The sequence below is a fragment of the Rhizobium leguminosarum genome (genome assembly GCF_010668065.1).
In the GTDB taxonomy this organism is placed as follows: Bacteria; Pseudomonadota; Alphaproteobacteria; order Rhizobiales; family Rhizobiaceae; genus Rhizobium; species Rhizobium leguminosarum_S.
Genome location: NZ_WUEN01000023.1, coordinates 21,172 through 37,162 on the forward strand (window position 1 = coordinate 21,172; position 15,991 = coordinate 37,162).

General features: G+C 59.8%; 27 protein-coding genes and 1 pseudogene. 26 read left to right on the forward strand and 2 right to left on the reverse strand.

Going from position 1 to position 15,991, the window contains the following annotated elements:
- Nucleotides 1-11: 11 nt before the first annotated feature.
- The 26 genes and pseudogenes from rplD (at nucleotide 12) to GR198_RS33750 (ending at nucleotide 14,259) form a co-directional block, all read left to right on the forward strand.
- Nucleotides 12-632 carry a 50S ribosomal protein L4 gene (rplD, locus tag GR198_RS33625; protein ID WP_003547549.1) on the forward strand — a complete coding sequence of 207 codons (621 nt, stop codon included), beginning with the start codon at nucleotides 12-14 and terminating at the stop codon, nucleotides 630-632.
- Complete coding sequence (locus GR198_RS33630; protein ID WP_003547550.1) at nucleotides 629-922, forward strand: 50S ribosomal protein L23; 294 nt, start codon at nucleotides 629-631, stop codon at nucleotides 920-922. Before rplD ends, GR198_RS33630 begins: the two co-directional genes overlap by 4 nt.
- 11 nt (nucleotides 923-933) lie before the next feature.
- Nucleotides 934-1,770 carry a 50S ribosomal protein L2 gene (rplB, locus tag GR198_RS33635; protein ID WP_028741365.1) on the forward strand — a complete coding sequence of 279 codons (837 nt, stop codon included), beginning with the start codon at nucleotides 934-936 and terminating at the stop codon, nucleotides 1,768-1,770.
- 15 nt (nucleotides 1,771-1,785) lie between these two features.
- Complete coding sequence (rpsS, locus tag GR198_RS33640; RefSeq protein ID WP_003547552.1) at nucleotides 1,786-2,064, forward strand: 30S ribosomal protein S19; 279 nt, start codon at nucleotides 1,786-1,788, stop codon at nucleotides 2,062-2,064.
- Between the two features lie 2 nt (nucleotides 2,065-2,066).
- Nucleotides 2,067-2,456 carry a 50S ribosomal protein L22 gene (gene rplV, locus GR198_RS33645; protein WP_003547553.1) on the forward strand — a complete coding sequence of 130 codons (390 nt, stop codon included), beginning with the start codon at nucleotides 2,067-2,069 and terminating at the stop codon, nucleotides 2,454-2,456.
- Nucleotides 2,456-3,187 carry a 30S ribosomal protein S3 gene (gene rpsC / locus GR198_RS33650; protein WP_003547554.1) on the forward strand — a complete coding sequence of 244 codons (732 nt, stop codon included), beginning with the start codon at nucleotides 2,456-2,458 and terminating at the stop codon, nucleotides 3,185-3,187. Before rplV ends, rpsC begins: the two co-directional genes overlap by 1 nt.
- 36 nt (nucleotides 3,188-3,223) lie before the next feature.
- On the forward strand, nucleotides 3,224-3,637 hold the full coding sequence (rplP, locus tag GR198_RS33655) for a 50S ribosomal protein L16 (protein ID WP_003547555.1): 414 nt from the start codon (nucleotides 3,224-3,226) through the stop codon (nucleotides 3,635-3,637).
- Nucleotides 3,638-3,648: 11 nt separating this feature from the next.
- Nucleotides 3,649-3,849 carry a 50S ribosomal protein L29 gene (rpmC, locus tag GR198_RS33660; protein ID WP_003547556.1) on the forward strand — a complete coding sequence of 67 codons (201 nt, stop codon included), beginning with the start codon at nucleotides 3,649-3,651 and terminating at the stop codon, nucleotides 3,847-3,849.
- A gap of 12 nt (nucleotides 3,850-3,861) precedes the next feature.
- Nucleotides 3,862-4,101 carry a 30S ribosomal protein S17 gene (gene rpsQ / locus GR198_RS33665; RefSeq protein ID WP_003547557.1) on the forward strand — a complete coding sequence of 80 codons (240 nt, stop codon included), beginning with the start codon at nucleotides 3,862-3,864 and terminating at the stop codon, nucleotides 4,099-4,101.
- A gap of 258 nt (nucleotides 4,102-4,359) precedes the next feature.
- A complete protein-coding gene (gene rplN / locus GR198_RS33670; protein WP_003547558.1) occupies nucleotides 4,360-4,728 on the forward strand; it encodes a 50S ribosomal protein L14 in 369 nt (122 codons plus the stop codon).
- An 11-nt stretch (nucleotides 4,729-4,739) separates the two neighbouring features.
- Nucleotides 4,740-5,048: a 50S ribosomal protein L24 gene (gene rplX, locus GR198_RS33675; RefSeq protein WP_003547559.1), complete on the forward strand. Its 309-nt coding sequence runs from the start codon at nucleotides 4,740-4,742 to the stop codon at nucleotides 5,046-5,048.
- Nucleotides 5,041-5,598 carry a 50S ribosomal protein L5 gene (rplE, locus tag GR198_RS33680; RefSeq protein WP_003547560.1) on the forward strand — a complete coding sequence of 186 codons (558 nt, stop codon included), beginning with the start codon at nucleotides 5,041-5,043 and terminating at the stop codon, nucleotides 5,596-5,598. Before rplX ends, rplE begins: the two co-directional genes overlap by 8 nt.
- A gap of 32 nt (nucleotides 5,599-5,630) precedes the next feature.
- Nucleotides 5,631-5,936: a 30S ribosomal protein S14 gene (rpsN, locus tag GR198_RS33685; RefSeq protein WP_003547561.1), complete on the forward strand. Its 306-nt coding sequence runs from the start codon at nucleotides 5,631-5,633 to the stop codon at nucleotides 5,934-5,936.
- Nucleotides 5,937-5,948: 12 nt separating this feature from the next.
- Entirely contained in the window at nucleotides 5,949-6,347 is a 399-nt protein-coding gene (rpsH, locus tag GR198_RS33690) for a 30S ribosomal protein S8 (protein ID WP_003547562.1), read from the forward strand.
- A gap of 42 nt (nucleotides 6,348-6,389) precedes the next feature.
- A complete protein-coding gene (gene rplF / locus GR198_RS33695) occupies nucleotides 6,390-6,923 on the forward strand; it encodes a 50S ribosomal protein L6 (protein ID WP_003547563.1) in 534 nt (177 codons plus the stop codon).
- Nucleotides 6,924-6,935: 12 nt separating this feature from the next.
- Nucleotides 6,936-7,298 carry a 50S ribosomal protein L18 gene (gene rplR / locus GR198_RS33700; RefSeq protein WP_003547564.1) on the forward strand — a complete coding sequence of 121 codons (363 nt, stop codon included), beginning with the start codon at nucleotides 6,936-6,938 and terminating at the stop codon, nucleotides 7,296-7,298.
- A 131-nt stretch (nucleotides 7,299-7,429) separates the two neighbouring features.
- Entirely contained in the window at nucleotides 7,430-7,999 is a 570-nt protein-coding gene (gene rpsE, locus GR198_RS33705) for a 30S ribosomal protein S5 (RefSeq protein ID WP_003547565.1), read from the forward strand.
- 14 nt (nucleotides 8,000-8,013) lie between these two features.
- Complete coding sequence (gene rpmD, locus GR198_RS33710; RefSeq protein WP_003547566.1) at nucleotides 8,014-8,223, forward strand: 50S ribosomal protein L30; 210 nt, start codon at nucleotides 8,014-8,016, stop codon at nucleotides 8,221-8,223.
- Nucleotides 8,224-8,239: 16 nt separating this feature from the next.
- The gene (gene rplO, locus GR198_RS33715; RefSeq protein ID WP_003547567.1) at nucleotides 8,240-8,716 is read left to right on the forward strand and encodes a 50S ribosomal protein L15; all 477 of its coding nucleotides are present in this window, start codon (nucleotides 8,240-8,242) and stop codon (nucleotides 8,714-8,716) included.
- Nucleotides 8,717-8,950: 234 nt separating this feature from the next.
- Nucleotides 8,951-10,291, forward strand: a complete 1,341-nt coding sequence (gene secY / locus GR198_RS33720) for a preprotein translocase subunit SecY (RefSeq protein WP_003547569.1) — start codon at nucleotides 8,951-8,953, stop codon at nucleotides 10,289-10,291.
- On the forward strand, nucleotides 10,288-10,938 hold the full coding sequence (locus GR198_RS33725) for an adenylate kinase (protein WP_011651424.1): 651 nt from the start codon (nucleotides 10,288-10,290) through the stop codon (nucleotides 10,936-10,938). The genes secY and GR198_RS33725 overlap by 4 nt, the downstream gene beginning before the upstream one ends.
- Nucleotides 10,939-11,159: 221 nt before the next feature.
- Entirely contained in the window at nucleotides 11,160-11,528 is a 369-nt protein-coding gene (rpsM, locus tag GR198_RS33730) for a 30S ribosomal protein S13 (RefSeq protein ID WP_003547573.1), read from the forward strand.
- Between the two features lie 133 nt (nucleotides 11,529-11,661).
- Nucleotides 11,662-12,051, forward strand: coding sequence for a 30S ribosomal protein S11 (gene rpsK / locus GR198_RS33735; protein WP_003547577.1), 390 nt, complete (start codon nucleotides 11,662-11,664; stop codon nucleotides 12,049-12,051).
- A gap of 97 nt (nucleotides 12,052-12,148) precedes the next feature.
- Nucleotides 12,149-13,159, forward strand: coding sequence for a DNA-directed RNA polymerase subunit alpha (locus tag GR198_RS33740; RefSeq protein ID WP_003547579.1), 1,011 nt, complete (start codon nucleotides 12,149-12,151; stop codon nucleotides 13,157-13,159).
- A gap of 123 nt (nucleotides 13,160-13,282) precedes the next feature.
- Nucleotides 13,283-13,705: a 50S ribosomal protein L17 gene (rplQ, locus tag GR198_RS33745; protein ID WP_003547581.1), complete on the forward strand. Its 423-nt coding sequence runs from the start codon at nucleotides 13,283-13,285 to the stop codon at nucleotides 13,703-13,705.
- Between the two features lie 130 nt (nucleotides 13,706-13,835).
- A pseudogene (locus GR198_RS33750) lies at nucleotides 13,836-14,259 on the forward strand (DUF2809 domain-containing protein).
- A 3-nt stretch (nucleotides 14,260-14,262) separates the two neighbouring features.
- Here the strand turns inward: GR198_RS33750 and msrQ are convergent.
- Both msrQ and msrP read right to left on the reverse strand, forming a co-directional pair.
- On the reverse strand, nucleotides 14,263-14,919 hold the full coding sequence (gene msrQ / locus GR198_RS33755) for a protein-methionine-sulfoxide reductase heme-binding subunit MsrQ (RefSeq protein ID WP_029872805.1): 657 nt from the start codon (nucleotides 14,917-14,919) through the stop codon (nucleotides 14,263-14,265).
- Nucleotides 14,919-15,866 (reverse strand): protein-methionine-sulfoxide reductase catalytic subunit MsrP, encoded by a 948-nt coding sequence (gene msrP, locus GR198_RS33760; protein WP_026158636.1) that lies wholly within the window; start codon nucleotides 15,864-15,866, stop codon nucleotides 14,919-14,921. Before msrP ends, msrQ begins: the two co-directional genes overlap by 1 nt.
- Nucleotides 15,867-15,991: the final 125 nt, after the last annotated feature.

Here is a 15,991-nt window from a genome sequence, read left to right on the forward strand (position 1 = left end):
GAGCCAGATCAATGGAATTCAACGTCAAGACCCTCGAGGGAAAAGACGCCGGGAAGGTTTCCCTTTCGGACGCGATTTTCGGCCTCGAGCCCCGTGAAGACATTCTTGCCCGCGTCATCCGCTGGCAGCTTGCCAAGAAGCAGCAGGGCACGCACAAGGCTAAGGGCCGCGCGGAAGTTTCGCGCACCGGCGCCAAGATGTACAAGCAGAAGGGTACGGGCCGCGCCCGCCACCATTCGGCTCGCGCTCCGCAGTTCCGCGGCGGCGGCAAGGCTCACGGCCCGGTTGTCCGCAGCCACGAGCACGATCTTCCGAAGAAGGTTCGTGCACTCGGCCTTCGCCACGCCCTTTCGGCCAAGATCAAGGCCGATGACGTCATCGTCATCGACAACCTGGTTGCCGCTGAAGCCAAGACTAAGTCGCTCGCGTCCGTTTTCGAGACGCTCGGCCTGACCAACGCCCTCTTCATCGGCGGCGCAGAGCTTGACGGCAACTTCAAGCTCGCAGCTCAGAACATCCCGAACATCGATGTTCTGCCGATCCAGGGCATCAACGTTTACGACATCGTGCGCCGCGGCAAGCTCGTGCTTTCCAAGGCTGCGGTTGAAGCGCTAGAGGAGCGATTCAAGTGACCGATCTTCGCCACTACGATGTGATCGTCTCTCCGGCGATCACCGAAAAGTCCACGCTGGTATCCGAAAACAACCAGGTTGTTTTCAATGTCGCCAAGCAGGCGACCAAGCCGGAAATCAAGGCTGCGGTCGAGGCGCTGTTCGGCGTCAAGGTCACGGCTGTCAACACTCTGCTGCGCAAAGGCAAGACCAAGCGGTTCCGCGGTTTCGTCGGCAAGCAGAAGGACGTGAAGAAGGCTGTTGTGACGCTGGCTGAAGGCCAGACGATCGACGTCTCCACCGGTCTCTGAGGTATAAGAAAATGGCATTGAAAACTTTCAATCCGATCACCCCGAGCCAGCGCCAGCTGGTCATCGTCGACCGTTCGGCCCTCTACAAGGGCAAGCCGGTCAAGGCGCTGACGGAAGGTCTGACCAAGAGCGGCGGTCGTAACAACCTCGGCCGCATCACCGCCCGCTTCATCGGCGGCGGTCACAAGCGCACCTATCGTCTGATTGACTTCAAGCGTCGCAAGTTCGACGTCGAAGGCACGGTCGAGCGTATCGAATACGATCCGAACCGCACGGCTTTCATCGCGCTGGTGAACTATGCTGACGGCGAGAAGGCTTATATCCTCGCTCCTCAGCGCCTCGCTGCCGGTGACAAGGTCATCGCTTCCGAGAAGGCTGTCGACGTCAAGCCCGGCAACACCATGCCGCTGCAGTACATCCCGGTCGGCTCCATCATCCACAATGTGGAAATGAAGCCGGGCAAGGGTGGTCAGATCGCTCGCTCCGCCGGTGGCTACGCACAGCTCGTCGGCCGCGACCAGGGCATGGCGATCCTTCGCCTGAACTCCGGTGAACAGCGTCTCGTTCATGGCTCCTGCCTTGCTTCGATCGGCGCCGTCTCCAACCCTGATCACGCCAACATCAACGACGGCAAGGCCGGTCGTACCGTTTGGCGCGGCAAGCGTCCGCATAACCGCGGCGTCGTCATGAACCCGGTCGACCATCCGCACGGCGGTGGTGAAGGCCGCACCTCCGGTGGTCGCCATCCGGTGACGCCGTGGGGCAAGCCGACCAAGGGCAAGCGCACCCGGTCGAACAAGTCGACCGACAAGATGATCATGCGCTCGCGTCATCAGCGTAAGAAGTAAGAGAGGAAGTCTCCAATGGCTCGTTCAGTATGGAAAGGTCCGTTCGTTGACGGCTATCTTCTCAAGAAGGCTGAGAAGGTTCGTGAAGGCGGTCGTAGTGAAGTGATCAAGATCTGGAGCCGTCGCTCCACGATCCTGCCGCAGTTCGTCGGTCTTACCTTCGGCGTCTACAACGGCAGCAAGCATATCCCGGTCAGCGTCAATGAAGACATGGTCGGCCACAAATTCGGTGAATTCTCTCCGACCCGCACCTACTACGGTCACGGCGCGGACAAGAAGGCGAAGAGGAAGTAACAATGGGCAAGGCAAAAGCCGAACGCCGGCTGAAGGACAACGAGGCGCAAGCAGTCGCCCGCACGCTCCGCGTCAGCCCCCAGAAGCTCAACCTGGTTGCTGCGGCTATCCGCGGCAAGAAGGTCGAGCGCGCACTCGCTGAGCTGGAGTTCTCCCGCAAGCGCATCGCAGGCGCCGTCAAGAAGACGCTCGAATCTGCGATCGCCAACGCCGAGAACAACCACGATCTCGACGTCGACTCGCTGGTTGTCGCCGAGGCCTATGTCGGCAAGTCGATCGTCATGAAGCGTTTTCACGCTCGTGGCCGCGGTCGCGCGTCGCGCATCGAAAAGCCCTTCGCGCACCTGACGATCGTCGTTCGTGAAGTGCAGGCAGCAGAGGAGGCCGCATAATGGGTCAGAAAATCAATCCAATCGGTTTCCGCCTCGGCATCAACCGTACCTGGGATAGCCGCTGGTTTGCGGACAATGCCGAGTACGGCCAGCTGCTGCACGAAGACCTGAAGATGCGCAAGTTCGTCATGAGCGAACTGAAGCAGGCCGGAATCTCCAAGGTGGTCATCGAGCGTCCGCACAAGAAGTGCCGCGTCACGATCCACTCGGCACGTCCGGGCCTGATCATCGGCCGCAAGGGCGCTGACATCGACAAGCTCCGCAAGAAGCTGTCGGAGATGACCAATTCGGAAACGCACCTCAACATCGTTGAAGTGCGCAAGCCCGAAGTCGATGCGACGCTGGTCGCTCAGTCGATCGCCCAGCAGCTCGAGCGTCGCGTGGCTTTCCGTCGCGCCATGAAGCGCGCCGTTCAGTCCGCGATGCGTCTTGGCGCCGAAGGCATCAAGATCACTTGCGCTGGCCGTCTCGGCGGCGCTGAAATCGCCCGTACGGAATGGTACCGCGAAGGTCGTGTGCCGTTGCACACGCTGCGCGCCGACATCGACTACGGCACGGCTGAAGCAGAAACCGCGTTCGGCATCTGCGGCATCAAGGTCTGGATCTTCAAGGGCGAAATCCTTGAGCATGATCCGATGGCTTCCGAGCGCCGCGCGATGGAAGGTGACGCCCAGGGTCCGGCAAGCCGTGATCGTGACCGCGACAGAGACCGTCGCCGCGACAACGCTTGATAGCGCGCGTGGCAGAGAAGTTCGGAGAATAAGAAAATGTTGCAGCCAAAGCGTACCAAGTACCGCAAGCAGTTCAAGGGCCGCATCAAGGGCGTCGCCAAGGGCGGTTCTGACCTGGCATTCGGCGAATTCGGCCTGAAGGCACAGGAACCCAACCGCGTCAACGCGCGCGAGATCGAAGCGGCCCGCCGCGCGATCACGCGTTATATGAAGCGCGCCGGCCGTGTATGGATCCGCGTGTTCCCGGACGTTCCGGTAACCAAAAAGCCGACCGAAGTCCGTATGGGTAAGGGTAAGGGCTCCGTTGAATACTGGGCATGCAAGGTCAAGCCCGGCCGTATGATGTTCGAGATCGACGGTGTCAGCGAAGAAATCGCCCGTGAGGCGCTTCGCCTCGGCTCTGCCAAGCTCTCGGTCAAGACGCGCTTCGTTCAGCGCATTGCAGAGTAAGGAATGAGCTCATGAAAGCCTCAGACGTTCGCGGGTTCACCGCCGACCAACTCAAGGACGAGCTTGCCAAGCTGAAGAAGGAGCAGTTCAACCTGCGCTTCCAGAAGGCGACCGGCCAGCTCGAAAAGTCCTCGCGCATCAACGAAGTCCGCAAGGACATCGCCCGCGTGAAAACCATTGCCCGCCAGAAGGCGGCAGAAGTTAAGGCCTAAAGGAAGAAAAATATGCCGAAGCGCATCCTGCAGGGCGTCGTCGTTGGCGACAAGAACGAGAAGACGGTAGTGGTTCGTGTCGAGCGTCGTTTCGCTCACCCGCTGCTCCAGAAGACCGTTCGTCGTTCCAAGAAGTACAAGGCCCACGACGAGAACAATCAGTACAAGATTGGCGATACCGTATCCATCGAGGAATGCGCGCCGATCTCCAAGGACAAGCGCTGGACGGTGATTTCCGCCCAGGGCAAGTAACAGAATTTTGCGCGAGGCCTTGCGTCTCGCCGAAATATCTGTATGAAGCAGCGTCAGAACGCTCGAATGCCGGGCGTTCTTTTGCTTTGAGCGCACGGAAGGTCCCGTTCGGGAAACCACCCTGGCACGATCGATCCCGCGCTATTCAGCTATTGCCGCGTCTGTGCTGCCTCACGGCAGCTCGGCCGGCGAAAATTTTCATAAGCCGGAGTAGGGGGCTAGCCCAACCATTCCGGTAAACCAAGAAGGCGACCTGATATGATTCAGATGCAAACAAACCTCGACGTCGCGGATAATTCCGGCGCACGTCGTGTCATGTGCATCAAGGTGCTGGGCGGCTCGAAGCGCAAGTATGCCTCGATCGGCGACGTCATCGTCGTTTCGATCAAGGAAGCGATCCCGCGCGGCCGTGTGAAGAAGGGTGACGTGATGAAGGCGGTTGTCGTTCGCACCGCCAAGGACATCCGTCGTGCAGATGGCTCCGTCATCCGCTTCGACACCAACGCAGCAGTCCTCATCGACAACAAGAAAGAGCCGATCGGCACCCGTATCTTCGGACCGGTTCCGCGCGAACTTCGCGCCAAGAACCACATGAAGATCATCTCGCTGGCTCCCGAAGTACTGTAAGGAGCGAAGCGATGCAGAAGATTCGTAAGGGCGACAAGGTCGTCATGCTCGCTGGCAAGGACAAGGGCCGTACCGGCGAAGTTGTCCAGGTCATGCCGAAGGAAGATCGTGCCGTTGTTCGTGGCGTCAACGTCGTCAAGCGCCACCAGCGCCAGACGCAGACCCAGGAAGCCGGCATCATCAACAAGGAAGCCCCGGTTCACCTGTCCAACGTTGCAATCATCGACAAGGACGGCAAGCCGACCCGCGTCGGTTTCAAGGTCGTTGACGGCAAGAAGGTCCGTGTGGCCAAGCGTTCTGGAGAAGTGATCGATGGCTGAGGCAAAATATGAGCCGCGGCTCAAGAAGGAATATGTCGAGCGCATCCGCAAGGCGTTGCAGGAGCAGTTCTCCTACGCCAACGAGATGATGATCCCGAAGCTCGACAAGATCGTGATCAACATGGGTGTCGGCGAAGCGACCGCTGACTCGAAGAAGCCGACGGTAGCTGCCGCCGACCTCGCAGCGATCGCCGGCCAGAAGCCGGTCATCACCCGCGCACGCAACTCTATCGCAGGCTTCAAGGTCCGCGAACAGATGCCGATCGGCGCGAAGGTCACCCTGCGCGGCGCCCGCATGTACGAGTTCATGGACCGTCTCGTGAACATCGCGCTCCCGCGCGTTCGCGACTTCCGCGGCCTGAACCCGAAAAGCTTTGACGGCCGTGGCAACTTCGCCATGGGCATCAAGGAGCACATTGTGTTCCCTGAGATCAACTACGACAAGGTTGATCAGATGTGGGGCATGGACATCATCGTTTGCACGACGGCGACGACCGACGACGAAGCACGGGCTCTTCTGAAAGAGTTCAGCTTCCCGTTCCGTCAATAACCGTAACGACGAGCGTAGAAAAGGAACCTGACATGGCGAAGACAAGCGCAGTTGAAAAGAACAAGCGCCGCCGTACTACGGTCGCTAACCAGGCCGCTAAGCGGGCTGGGTTGAAGGCGATCATCATGAACCAGGCTCTTCCGATCGAAGAGCGGTTCAAGGCCTCGATCAAGCTGGCATCCCTGCCGCGTGATGGATCGAAGACCCGTATTCGCAACCGTTGCGAAGTTTCGGGGCGTCCGCGCGCATATTACCGCAAACTGCGCATGTCGCGTATTGCGCTGCGTGAACTCGGCAATCTCGGCAAGGTGCCGGGTATCGTCAAGTCGAGCTGGTAAGGAGCAGGTTACATGACAATGACTGATCCGTTGGGCGATATGCTCACTCGCATCCGTAACGGCGCTTCCCGCCGCAAGTCGTCGGTTTCGACGCCTGCTTCGAAGCTCCGTGCACGTGTTCTCGATGTTCTGCAATCCGAAGGCTACATCCGTGGCTACTCCGTTGTCGATTTCGGCAATGGCAAGTCGGAACTCAGCATCGAGCTGAAATATTATGAAGGCGCATCGGTGATCCGTGAGATCGGCCGTGTGTCCAAGCCGGGCCGCCGGGTTTATGTCTCGGTCAAGTCCATTCCGCAGGTCGCGAACGGTCTCGGCATCACCATCCTTTCGACTCCGAAGGGTGTGATGGCCGATCACCAGGCTCGCGAACAGAACGTTGGTGGCGAGGTTCTTTGCTCGGTCTTCTAAGATCGGGCAGGGATCTCCATAGCGAACAGACAGGATTGAAACATGTCTCGTATCGGTAAAAAGCCCGTTCAGGTGCCTGCTGGGATCACGGCTACGGTCGATGGCCAGAAGGTGACTGCAAAGGGCCCGAAGGGCGAGCTGTTTTTCGTTGCTAACGACGAAATCAGCCTCAAGCTTGAAAATAACGCCGTCGTCGTGACGCCGGTGAACCAGACCAAGGATGCGCGCTCAAAGTGGGGCATGTCCCGCACGATGATCGAAGGCATCTTCAAGGGCGTCAAGGACGGTTTCGAGCGCAAGCTTGAAATCAACGGCGTCGGTTACCGCGCCGCCATGCAGGGCAAGAACCTGCAGCTGGCCCTCGGTTTCAGCCATGACGTGATCTACGAGCCGCCGGTCGGTATCTCGATCGTTGTTCCGAAGCCGACGGAAATCGTCGTCAGCGGCATCAACAAGCAGCAGGTCGGTCAGGTTGCCGCCGAAATCCGCGAATATCGCGGTCCCGAGCCCTACAAGGGCAAGGGCGTCAAGTACGCTGACGAGCGGATCGTCCGCAAAGAAGGCAAGAAGAAGTAAGGATCACGCGAAATGGCTAGCAGGAAAGAAGCACTTGCACGTCGTGCCAACCGCGTGCGCCGTCATCTCAAGTCGGTGGCCAATGGCCGTCCGCGCCTGTCGGTTCATCGCTCCTCGAAGAACATCTACGCCCAGGTCATCGATGACGTGGCCGGCAAGACGCTTGCGTCTGCCTCCACCCTCGAGAAGGATCTGCGCGGTTCTCTGAAGACCGGTGCCGATACCGCCGCCGCTACCGTTGTGGGCAAGCTCCTCGCAGAGCGCGCCTCCAAGGCCGGTGTTACGGAAGTCGTGTTCGACCGTGGCGCCTTCATCTATCACGGCCGCATCAAGGCTCTCGCCGAAGCGGCCCGCGAAGGCGGTCTCACCTTCTGATCAGTTTCCGGCCGGACGCCTCAAGCGCCGGCCGGATTTTCGCCGGACCGCAGGCACTCTCCGAAAGGGGAGGCTGATGCGGTCCACATTTGTTTGCCGATTGCACCCGGAAAAGAAAAAGGAAGAGGACAATGGCACAGGAAAGAAGGCCGCAGCGGGACGACCGCCAGAGCCGTGAAGAGCGCGATAGCGAATTCGTCGACAAGCTTGTCGCGATCAACCGCGTCGCCAAGGTCGTCAAGGGCGGCCGTCGTTTCGGTTTCGCAGCACTCGTCGTCGTCGGCGACCAGAAGGGCCGCGTCGGCTTCGGCCATGGCAAGGCACGTGAAGTGCCGGAAGCCATCCGCAAGGCAACCGAAGCCGCCAAGCGCGAACTGATCTTCGTACCGCTGCGTGACGGCCGTACGCTGCATCACGACGTTCATGGCCGCCACGGCGCCGGCAAGGTTCTGCTGCGCTCGGCCAAGGTCGGTACCGGCATCATCGCCGGCGGCCCGATGCGCGCCGTATTCGAAACACTCGGCATGCACGACGTCGTCGCCAAGTCGACCGGTTCGTCGAACCCCTACAACATGGTTCGCGCCACCTTCGACGCTCTGAAGCACCAGGTTCACCCGAAGGACATCGCAGCTCAGCGCGGCATCAAGTATGCAACGCTGCAGGCTCGTCGTAGCGCCTCCGGCAACGCCTCTGAAGAATAAGAGGAGTTTGACAGATGGCCAAGGCTACTAAGAAGGCTGAAGCGAAGACTGTCACGATCGAACAGATCGGCAGCCCGATTCGCCGTCCGGATGTCCAGCAGCGCACGCTGATCGGTCTCGGACTGAACAAGATGCACCGTCGCCGCACGCTGGAGGATACCCCTTCCGTTCGTGGCATGATCCGTGCTGTCCAGCATCTCGTTCGCGTCGTCGACGAGAAGTGAGACGGAGGAAACGCTCATGAAACTCAACGAAATTAAAGACAACGAAGGCTCGACCCACAGCCGCAAGCGCCTCGGCCGCGGTATCGGCTCGGGTTCTGGCAAGACTGGTGGTCGCGGCGTGAAGGGTCAGAAGTCCCGTTCGGGCGTCGCCATCAATGGCTTCGAGGGCGGCCAGATGCCGATCTATCGTCGCCTGCCGAAGCGCGGCTTCAACAACATTTTCGCTTCCGATTTTGTTGTCGTGTCGCTGGCCCGCATCCAGACGGCGATCGACGCCGGCAAGCTCGATGCCAAGACGACCGTTGACGCAGCTGCCCTCAAGGCTGCGGGTGTCATCCGCCGCGTCAAGGACGGCGTTCGCGTTCTCGCCGACGGCGAGATCAAGGCCAAGATCACCATCGTCGTTGCAGGCGCCTCCAAGCCTGCCGTCGAGAAGATCGAAAAGGCCGGCGGCACCGTGACGCTGCTTTCGGCTCCGGCTGCAGCCGAATAATAATCTGATGATATGTCGCCCGGGGTGCTTCACACCGGGCGATTTTGCTCCCATATGTGGGCCTCACAAAAACTTGGCTGGCGCGCCCGCGTCATGCCGGTAAGACTCGAAAACAAGGGTGAGGCATGGGGTTGCGTTGCAATCCGTCCTAAGCCCGGTTTTGAATAATTTCATACTGATTCCGGGTCCGGTCTGTCCCCCATAGACGCCGGAATTGGTAGCGCGGAGAAACGCATGGCTTCTGCAGCGGAACAATTGGCATCCAACCTCAATTTTTCGACCTTCGCCAAAGCCGAGGATTTGAAGAAGCGCCTGTGGTTCACACTGGCAGCTCTCCTCGTCTACCGACTTGGCACGCATATTCCGCTTCCGGGCCTCAATCCTGAAGCCTATGCCCAGGCTTTCCGCGGCCAGGCAGGCGGCATTCTCGGCCTTTTCAACATGTTTTCGGGCGGCGCCGTTGAGCGCATGGCGATCTTCGCGCTCGGCATCATGCCCTATATCTCCGCCTCGATCATCGTGCAGCTGATGACTTCGGTCGTGCCGGCGCTCGAAAACCTCAAGAAGGAAGGCGAGCAGGGCCGTAAGATCATCAACCAGTATACCCGCTACGGTACCGTTATCCTCGGTGCGCTCCAGGCTTATGGCATTGCCGCCGGCCTTGAAAGCGGCCAGGGCTTGGTCGTCGACCCGGGCTGGTTCTTCCGCGTCTCCACCGTTCTGACGCTGCTCGGCGGCACGATGTTCCTGATGTGGCTCGGCGAGCAGATCACCTCGCGCGGCATCGGCAACGGCATCTCGCTGATCATCTTCGCCGGCATCGCCGCCGGCCTTCCCACTGCTCTTGCCGGCACGCTCGAACTCGGCCGCACAGGCGCGCTGTCGACCCCGCTGATCCTGCTGGTGATCATCGTCGCGATCGCCGTCATCGCCATCATCGTCTTCGTAGAGCGCGCCCAGCGCCGGCTGCTGATCCAGTATCCGAAGCGTCAGGTCGGCAACCGGATGTTCCAGGGTGATACGTCCCACCTGCCGTTGAAACTCAATACATCAGGTGTCATTCCGGCAATCTTCGCATCGTCGCTGCTGCTTCTGCCGGCAACGATTGCGGGCTTTGCCAGCACCACGGCAATGCCCTCCTGGGCGACATCGATCGTCGCGGCCCTCGGTCATGGCCAGCCACTCTATATGGTGCTCTATGCGGCGCTGATCGCCTTCTTCGCCTTCTTCTATACGGCCATCGTTTTCAATCCGAAGGACACGGCTGATAATCTGAAGAAGCATGGCGGCTTCATTCCCGGCATCCGTCCGGGCGACCGCACCGCCGAATATATCGACTACGTGCTGACCCGAATCACGGTGATCGGCGCGCTCTATCTCGTCTTCGTCTGCATCCTTCCGGAGATATTGGTGTCGCAAACCGGCATTCCATTAGCCCTTGGTGGGACTTCGCTTTTGATCGTGGTTAGCGTAACTCTTGATACGGTTGCACAGATCCAGGGTCACCTGATCGCGCAGCAATACGAAGGCCTGATCAAGAAATCGAAGTTGCGTGGAGGAAAGAGGGGGCGATGAGACTTATCCTTTTGGGGCCGCCGGGCGCGGGTAAGGGAACCCAGGCCCAGCGGATCGTGGAAAAGCACGGCATTCCGCAGCTTTCCACGGGGGACATGCTGCGTGCAGCGGTTAACGCCGGCACCGATGTCGGCAAGCGCGCGAAGGCGGTCATGGACGCCGGCAAGCTCGTCTCGGATGAGATCGTCATTGCCATTGTTTCCGAGCGTATCGATCAACCCGATTGCGCCAACGGCTTTATCCTCGACGGCTTCCCCAGGACGCTCGTCCAGGCGGACGCCACCGAGGCGATGCTGAAGGCTAAAGGTCTCGACCTTTCGGTCGTCATCGAATTCCGTGTCAATGACGACGAGCTGGTTCGTCGCGTTGCCGGTCGCTACTCCTGTGCACAGTGCGGCAGCGTCTATCACGATACCGATAAGGTTCCGGCTGCCGAGGGCGTGTGCGACAAGTGCGGTTCGACGCACTTCAAGCGCCGTCCTGATGACACTCCGGAGACCATGACGGCTCGTCTGCAGGTCTACTACAAGGAGACCTCACCGCTGATCGGCTATTACCATGCCAAGGGCAAACTCAAGTCTGTGGACGGCATGGCAGAAATCGATCAGGTGACCGCCGAGGTCGAAAGCATTCTTTCCAAGCTTTAAGGCTTTGAAAATAAACTTGGCGGACTGGTTGCTTTTCAGCAGTGATTCCGCTAAACACCGCGCCAACTCGCGACATTCCATGCGATCGGCGCGGATTTCCCAGGGAAGTCCGGGTGCGGTCGTTTTGACATGTTACGGACGTAAATCTGAACGGGCGGTTCTCAAGACCGCATAACGAAGCCCACTTGCCGGATGGCAACTGGAATGCAAGGAGAATAGGCGTGGCACGTATCGCTGGCGTCAACATCCCGACTGCGAAGCGCGTTGTCATCGCGCTGACCTACATTCACGGGATCGGTTCTAAATTCGCACAGGAAATCGTCGAAAAGGTCGGTATCCCGGCTGAACGTCGTGTGCATCAGCTGACGGACGCAGAAGTCCTTCAGATCCGCGAAGCCATCGACCGCGACTATCAGGTCGAAGGCGATCTTCGTCGCGATACCGCGATGAACATCAAGCGTCTGATGGACCTCGGCTGCTACCGCGGCCTGCGTCATCGCCGCGGCCTTCCGGTCCGCGGTCAGCGCACGCATACCAATGCCCGCACCCGCAAGGGTCCGGCAAAGGCAATCGCTGGCAAGAAGAAGTAATTTCCGGGAAACCGGGGTGGGGAGGCTGGCGGTCTGCGCCGGCCTCTTTTGAGTTTGGAGCGGGACCATATAGGCGCCGTTCCGGTGTAGCCGCTGGCATTACGGCGGTGAAGAGATCAACGAAAGGAATACCATGGCTAAGGAAGCCGTCCGCGTTCGCCGTCGCGAGCGCAAGAACATCTCGTCGGGTGTCGCTCACGTCAACTCGACCTTCAACAACACGATGATCACCATCACTGATGCGCAGGGCAATGCGATCGCCTGGTCGTCGGCTGGCGCCAAGGGCTTCAAGGGCTCGCGCAAGTCGACCCCGTTCGCTGCCCAGATCGCTGCCGAAGACTGCGCCAAGAAGGCCCAGGAGCACGGCATGAAGTCGCTGGAAGTCGAAGTCTGCGGTCCGGGTTCGGGTCGTGAATCGGCTCTGCGCGCGCTCCAGGCTGCAGGTTTCATGATCACGTCCATCCGCGACGTGACCCCGATCCCGCACAATGGCTGCCGTCCGCGCAAGAAGCGCCGCGTCTGATCATCGCTCTCGTCACCGGTGAGCGCCTGCGCGCTCCCGGTGGTTTTCAAGCTCGGTTGCCACGATTGGATGGTGGCAACGAACGGAAGGCAAACTCATGATTCAGAAGAACTGGCAGGAACTGATCAAGCCGAACAAGGTGGAGTTCTCTTCGAGCTCGCGCACCAGGGCGACGCTTGTTGCCGAACCGCTGGAGCGCGGCTTCGGCCTCACCCTCGGCAACGCGCTTCGCCGCGTTCTGCTCTCCTCGCTGCGCGGTGCTGCCGTCACGGCGGTGCAGATCGATGGCGTGCTGCATGAATTCTCCTCGATTCCGGGCGTCCGCGAAGACGTGACGGACATCGTCCTTAACATCAAGGAAATCGCCATCAAGATGGATGGCGACGATGCAAAGCGCATGGTCGTGCGTAAGCAGGGCCCGGGCGTTGTCACGGCTGGAGACATTCAGACGGTCGGCGATATCGAAATCCTCAACCCCGAGCATGTCATCTGCACGCTCGACGAGGGTGCCGAAATCCGCATGGAATTCACCGTCAACAACGGCAAGGGTTACGTTCCAGCCGAACGCAATCGTGCGGAAGATGCTCCGATCGGTCTCATCCCGGTCGACAGCCTCTATTCGCCGGTCAAGAAGGTGTCCTACAAGGTTGAAAATACCCGCGAAGGACAGGTTCTCGACTACGACAAGCTGAACATGACCATCGAAACCGATGGCTCGATCACCGGCGAAGACGCCGTCGCTTTTGCGGCGCGCATCCTCCAGGATCAGCTTGGCGTCTTCGTCAACTTCGACGAGCCGCAGAAGGAAACCGAAGAGGAAGCAGTCACCGAACTCGCTTTCAACCCGGCTCTCCTGAAGAAGGTGGACGAACTCGAACTGTCGGTCCGTTCGGCAAACTGCCTGAAGAACGACAACATCGTCTACATCGGCGACCTCATTCAGAAGACCGAAGCAGAAATGCTCCGCACACCGAATTTTGGTCGCAAGTCGCTGAACGAAATCAAGGAAGTTCTCGCTTCCATGGGCCTGCACCTCGGCATGGAAGTGCCGGCATGGCCGCCCGAGAACATCGAAGATCTCGCCAAGCGTTACGAAGACCAGTACTGAAAAAACAAAAGGCAGGCTCTTTCGGCTGCCTTTCCCCGTCAAACAGCAGGCCGATCGCCTGCATGTGCCAGGAAACGGCAGGCCCACTTAGCGTAAGGGCACCTGCATTAAAGGAGAATAGCAATGCGCCATGGTAAAGCCGGCCGCAAGCTGAATAGAACTGCAAGCCACCGCAAGGCGATGTTCGCCAACATGGCGGCTTCGCTGATTACCCACGAGCAGATCGTCACGACCCTGCCGAAGGCCAAGGAAATCCGTCCGATCGTCGAGAAGCTCGTCACGCTCGGCAAGCGCGGCGACTTGCATGCTCGCCGTCAGGCGATCTCGCAGATCCGCGATGCCGCTGTCGTCGCGAAGCTGTTCGACACGATCGCAACGCGCTACGCCACCCGCAACGGCGGCTACCTGCGCATCATGAAGGCCGGCTTCCGCCAGGGCGACAATGCCGCCATGGCTGTGATCGAATTCGTTGACCGCGATGCCTATGCCAAGGGCGCAGCCGACAAGGCCCGCGTCGCTGCCGAAGAGCAGGCTGTCGCCGCTTAAATCTTCCTCTCCGGCGGAAACAGAACAGCCGGGCTGCAAAGCCCGGCTGTTTTTGTTTGTGCACGACAGCGCCGCGCTTCTTTTGAGATCAGCCGTTGAACCGGCTGAGGTGCAGATAGGACAGGTTCATTTGCGCGAAGTCTTTGAAAATCGTCGTCGAGTGCAGTTCCTCCGTCTCATAGCCCTGCTTGCGGTTATAGCGCTCGGGCTGGCGCTCAGACGGTTTGGCTATGCGGCCGATCTGCCTTTCATCGTCGTCAAGTATGGTGGATCGGCACTCTGGGGAGCGATGGTCCTATCTGCTGGTGGCGCTCATTGCCGCAAGGTCACGGCCAGCAGCAATTGCTGTCACAGCGCTACTCATCGCGATCTCAGTGGAATTGTTCCGGCTTTATCACACGCCCTGGCTCGACGCGTTTCGGCTGACCACGGCAGGCGCCCTGCTGCTTGGCCGGGTCTTTTCGCTTTGGAACATGCTGGCTTATGCAATCGGCATAGCCGCGGCCTGCGCCTTCGATCCGGCACGCCGGACTGCGACGCGTCCTCGCCGCTAAACCTCACGAGGCCGACGCCACTGCGCGATTGCGCGTCCGCCCTTTGCCCTTCTGCCTGTTGCGTGCGATCGGCCGGTAGGAGCGATAGAGGATGAGCGCGACGATCAGCCCGACATAGATATATTGCTCGAGGTCGAGGATCTTGGTCGAGAGCGCGAAGTGCAGCGCCCCGCAGGCGGCGATGATGTAGACGAGGCGATGCAGCCAGATCCAGTTCTTGCCGAGACGGCGGATCGAGAGATTGTTGGATGTCAGCGCCAGCGGAATGAGCATCGCAAGGGCTGCCATGCCGAACATGATGAAGGGGCGCTTCAGCACGTCGTTGATGACGGCGGCAATATCCATCGCCTGGTCGAGCACCATGTAAACGGTGAAATGCATCAGCGCGTAATAGAAGGTGAGCAGGCCAAGCGCGCGGCGGTAACGCAGATAGTTCCAGCCGAAGAGATCGCGGGCAGGGGAAACGGCAAGTGTTGCGATCAGGAAACGGATCGTCCAGATGCCGAGGAAAAGCTCGAAGGTCTTGACCGGATCGGCGCCGAGCTGATCGGTCGCGCCGAGATAGAAAGTCCAGGCCGCAGGCACGAGCCCGACGACATAAAGCAGCCAGACGGAGGCGGGCTGCCAGCGTTTCGGGATGGCGAGCGACAGTTCCGCCATCAGAAATTCGCCTTCAGATCCATGCCGGCATAAAGGCTCGCCACCTCGTCGGCATAACCGTTGAAGGGCAGGGTGGGATGGCGGCTCGCGCCGAAGAAGCCGCTTTCGCCGATGCGCCGTTCGGTCGCCTGGCTCCAGCGAGGATGGTCGACCGCTGGATTGACGTTGGCGTAGAAGCCATACTCCTGCGGATTGGTGACCTGCCAGGTATTCTTCGGCTGCTGGTCGGTGAGCGTGATCCTGACGATCGACTTGATGCCCTTGAAGCCGTATTTCCACGGCACGACGAGGCGGATCGGCGCGCCGTTCTGGTTCGGCAGCGTTTCGCCGTAGAGCCCGACGGCCAGCAGCGTCAGCGGATGGCGCGCCTCGTCGAGGCGAAGACCCTCGACATAGGGCCAGTCGAGCGATTGGAAGAACCCCTTCTGCCCAGGCATCTCGTCCGGCCGCACCACGGTTTCGAAGGCGACGTACTTGGCGCTGCCCAGCGGCTCAACCTTGTCGAGCAGCGATGCCAGCGGAAAGCCGTCCCAGGGGATGACCATCGACCAGGCCTCGACGCAGCGCATCCGGTAGGTGCGCTCCTCGATCGGGAATTCCTTCATCAGCGCCTCGAGGTCGAAGGTGCCTGGCTTGTTGACCATGCCGTCGACCTTGATCGTCCAGGGCAGCGGCTTGAAATCGCCGGAAAGTGCTGCGGGATCGCCCTTGTCGAGGCCGAACTCATAGAAATTATTGTAGGTGGTGACGTCCTTGATCGGCGTCGGCTTCTCATCGACCTTATACTTGCTCTCTACGGCAGAGAGGGCCGCAGCGCTCGCCTTGCCGCCGCTGTAGAGCGCCATGGCGCCAAGCGCCGCCGCGCCCAGAAATTCACGACGGCGCACATAGATCTGGCGCGGCGTGATCTCCGATGACGCGATCTTCGGTGGGCGATAGGTTGGCATGTCGAAACCTCCTTGGCGGATATCTTGAAATATAGCCCTTAAACGAACCGCCACCATGTCTAGATTAGTGTCTAAGCCTTGAATATTGCTGACAGGAAGCCAATTTTTTGTGTTCGGCCGTGATG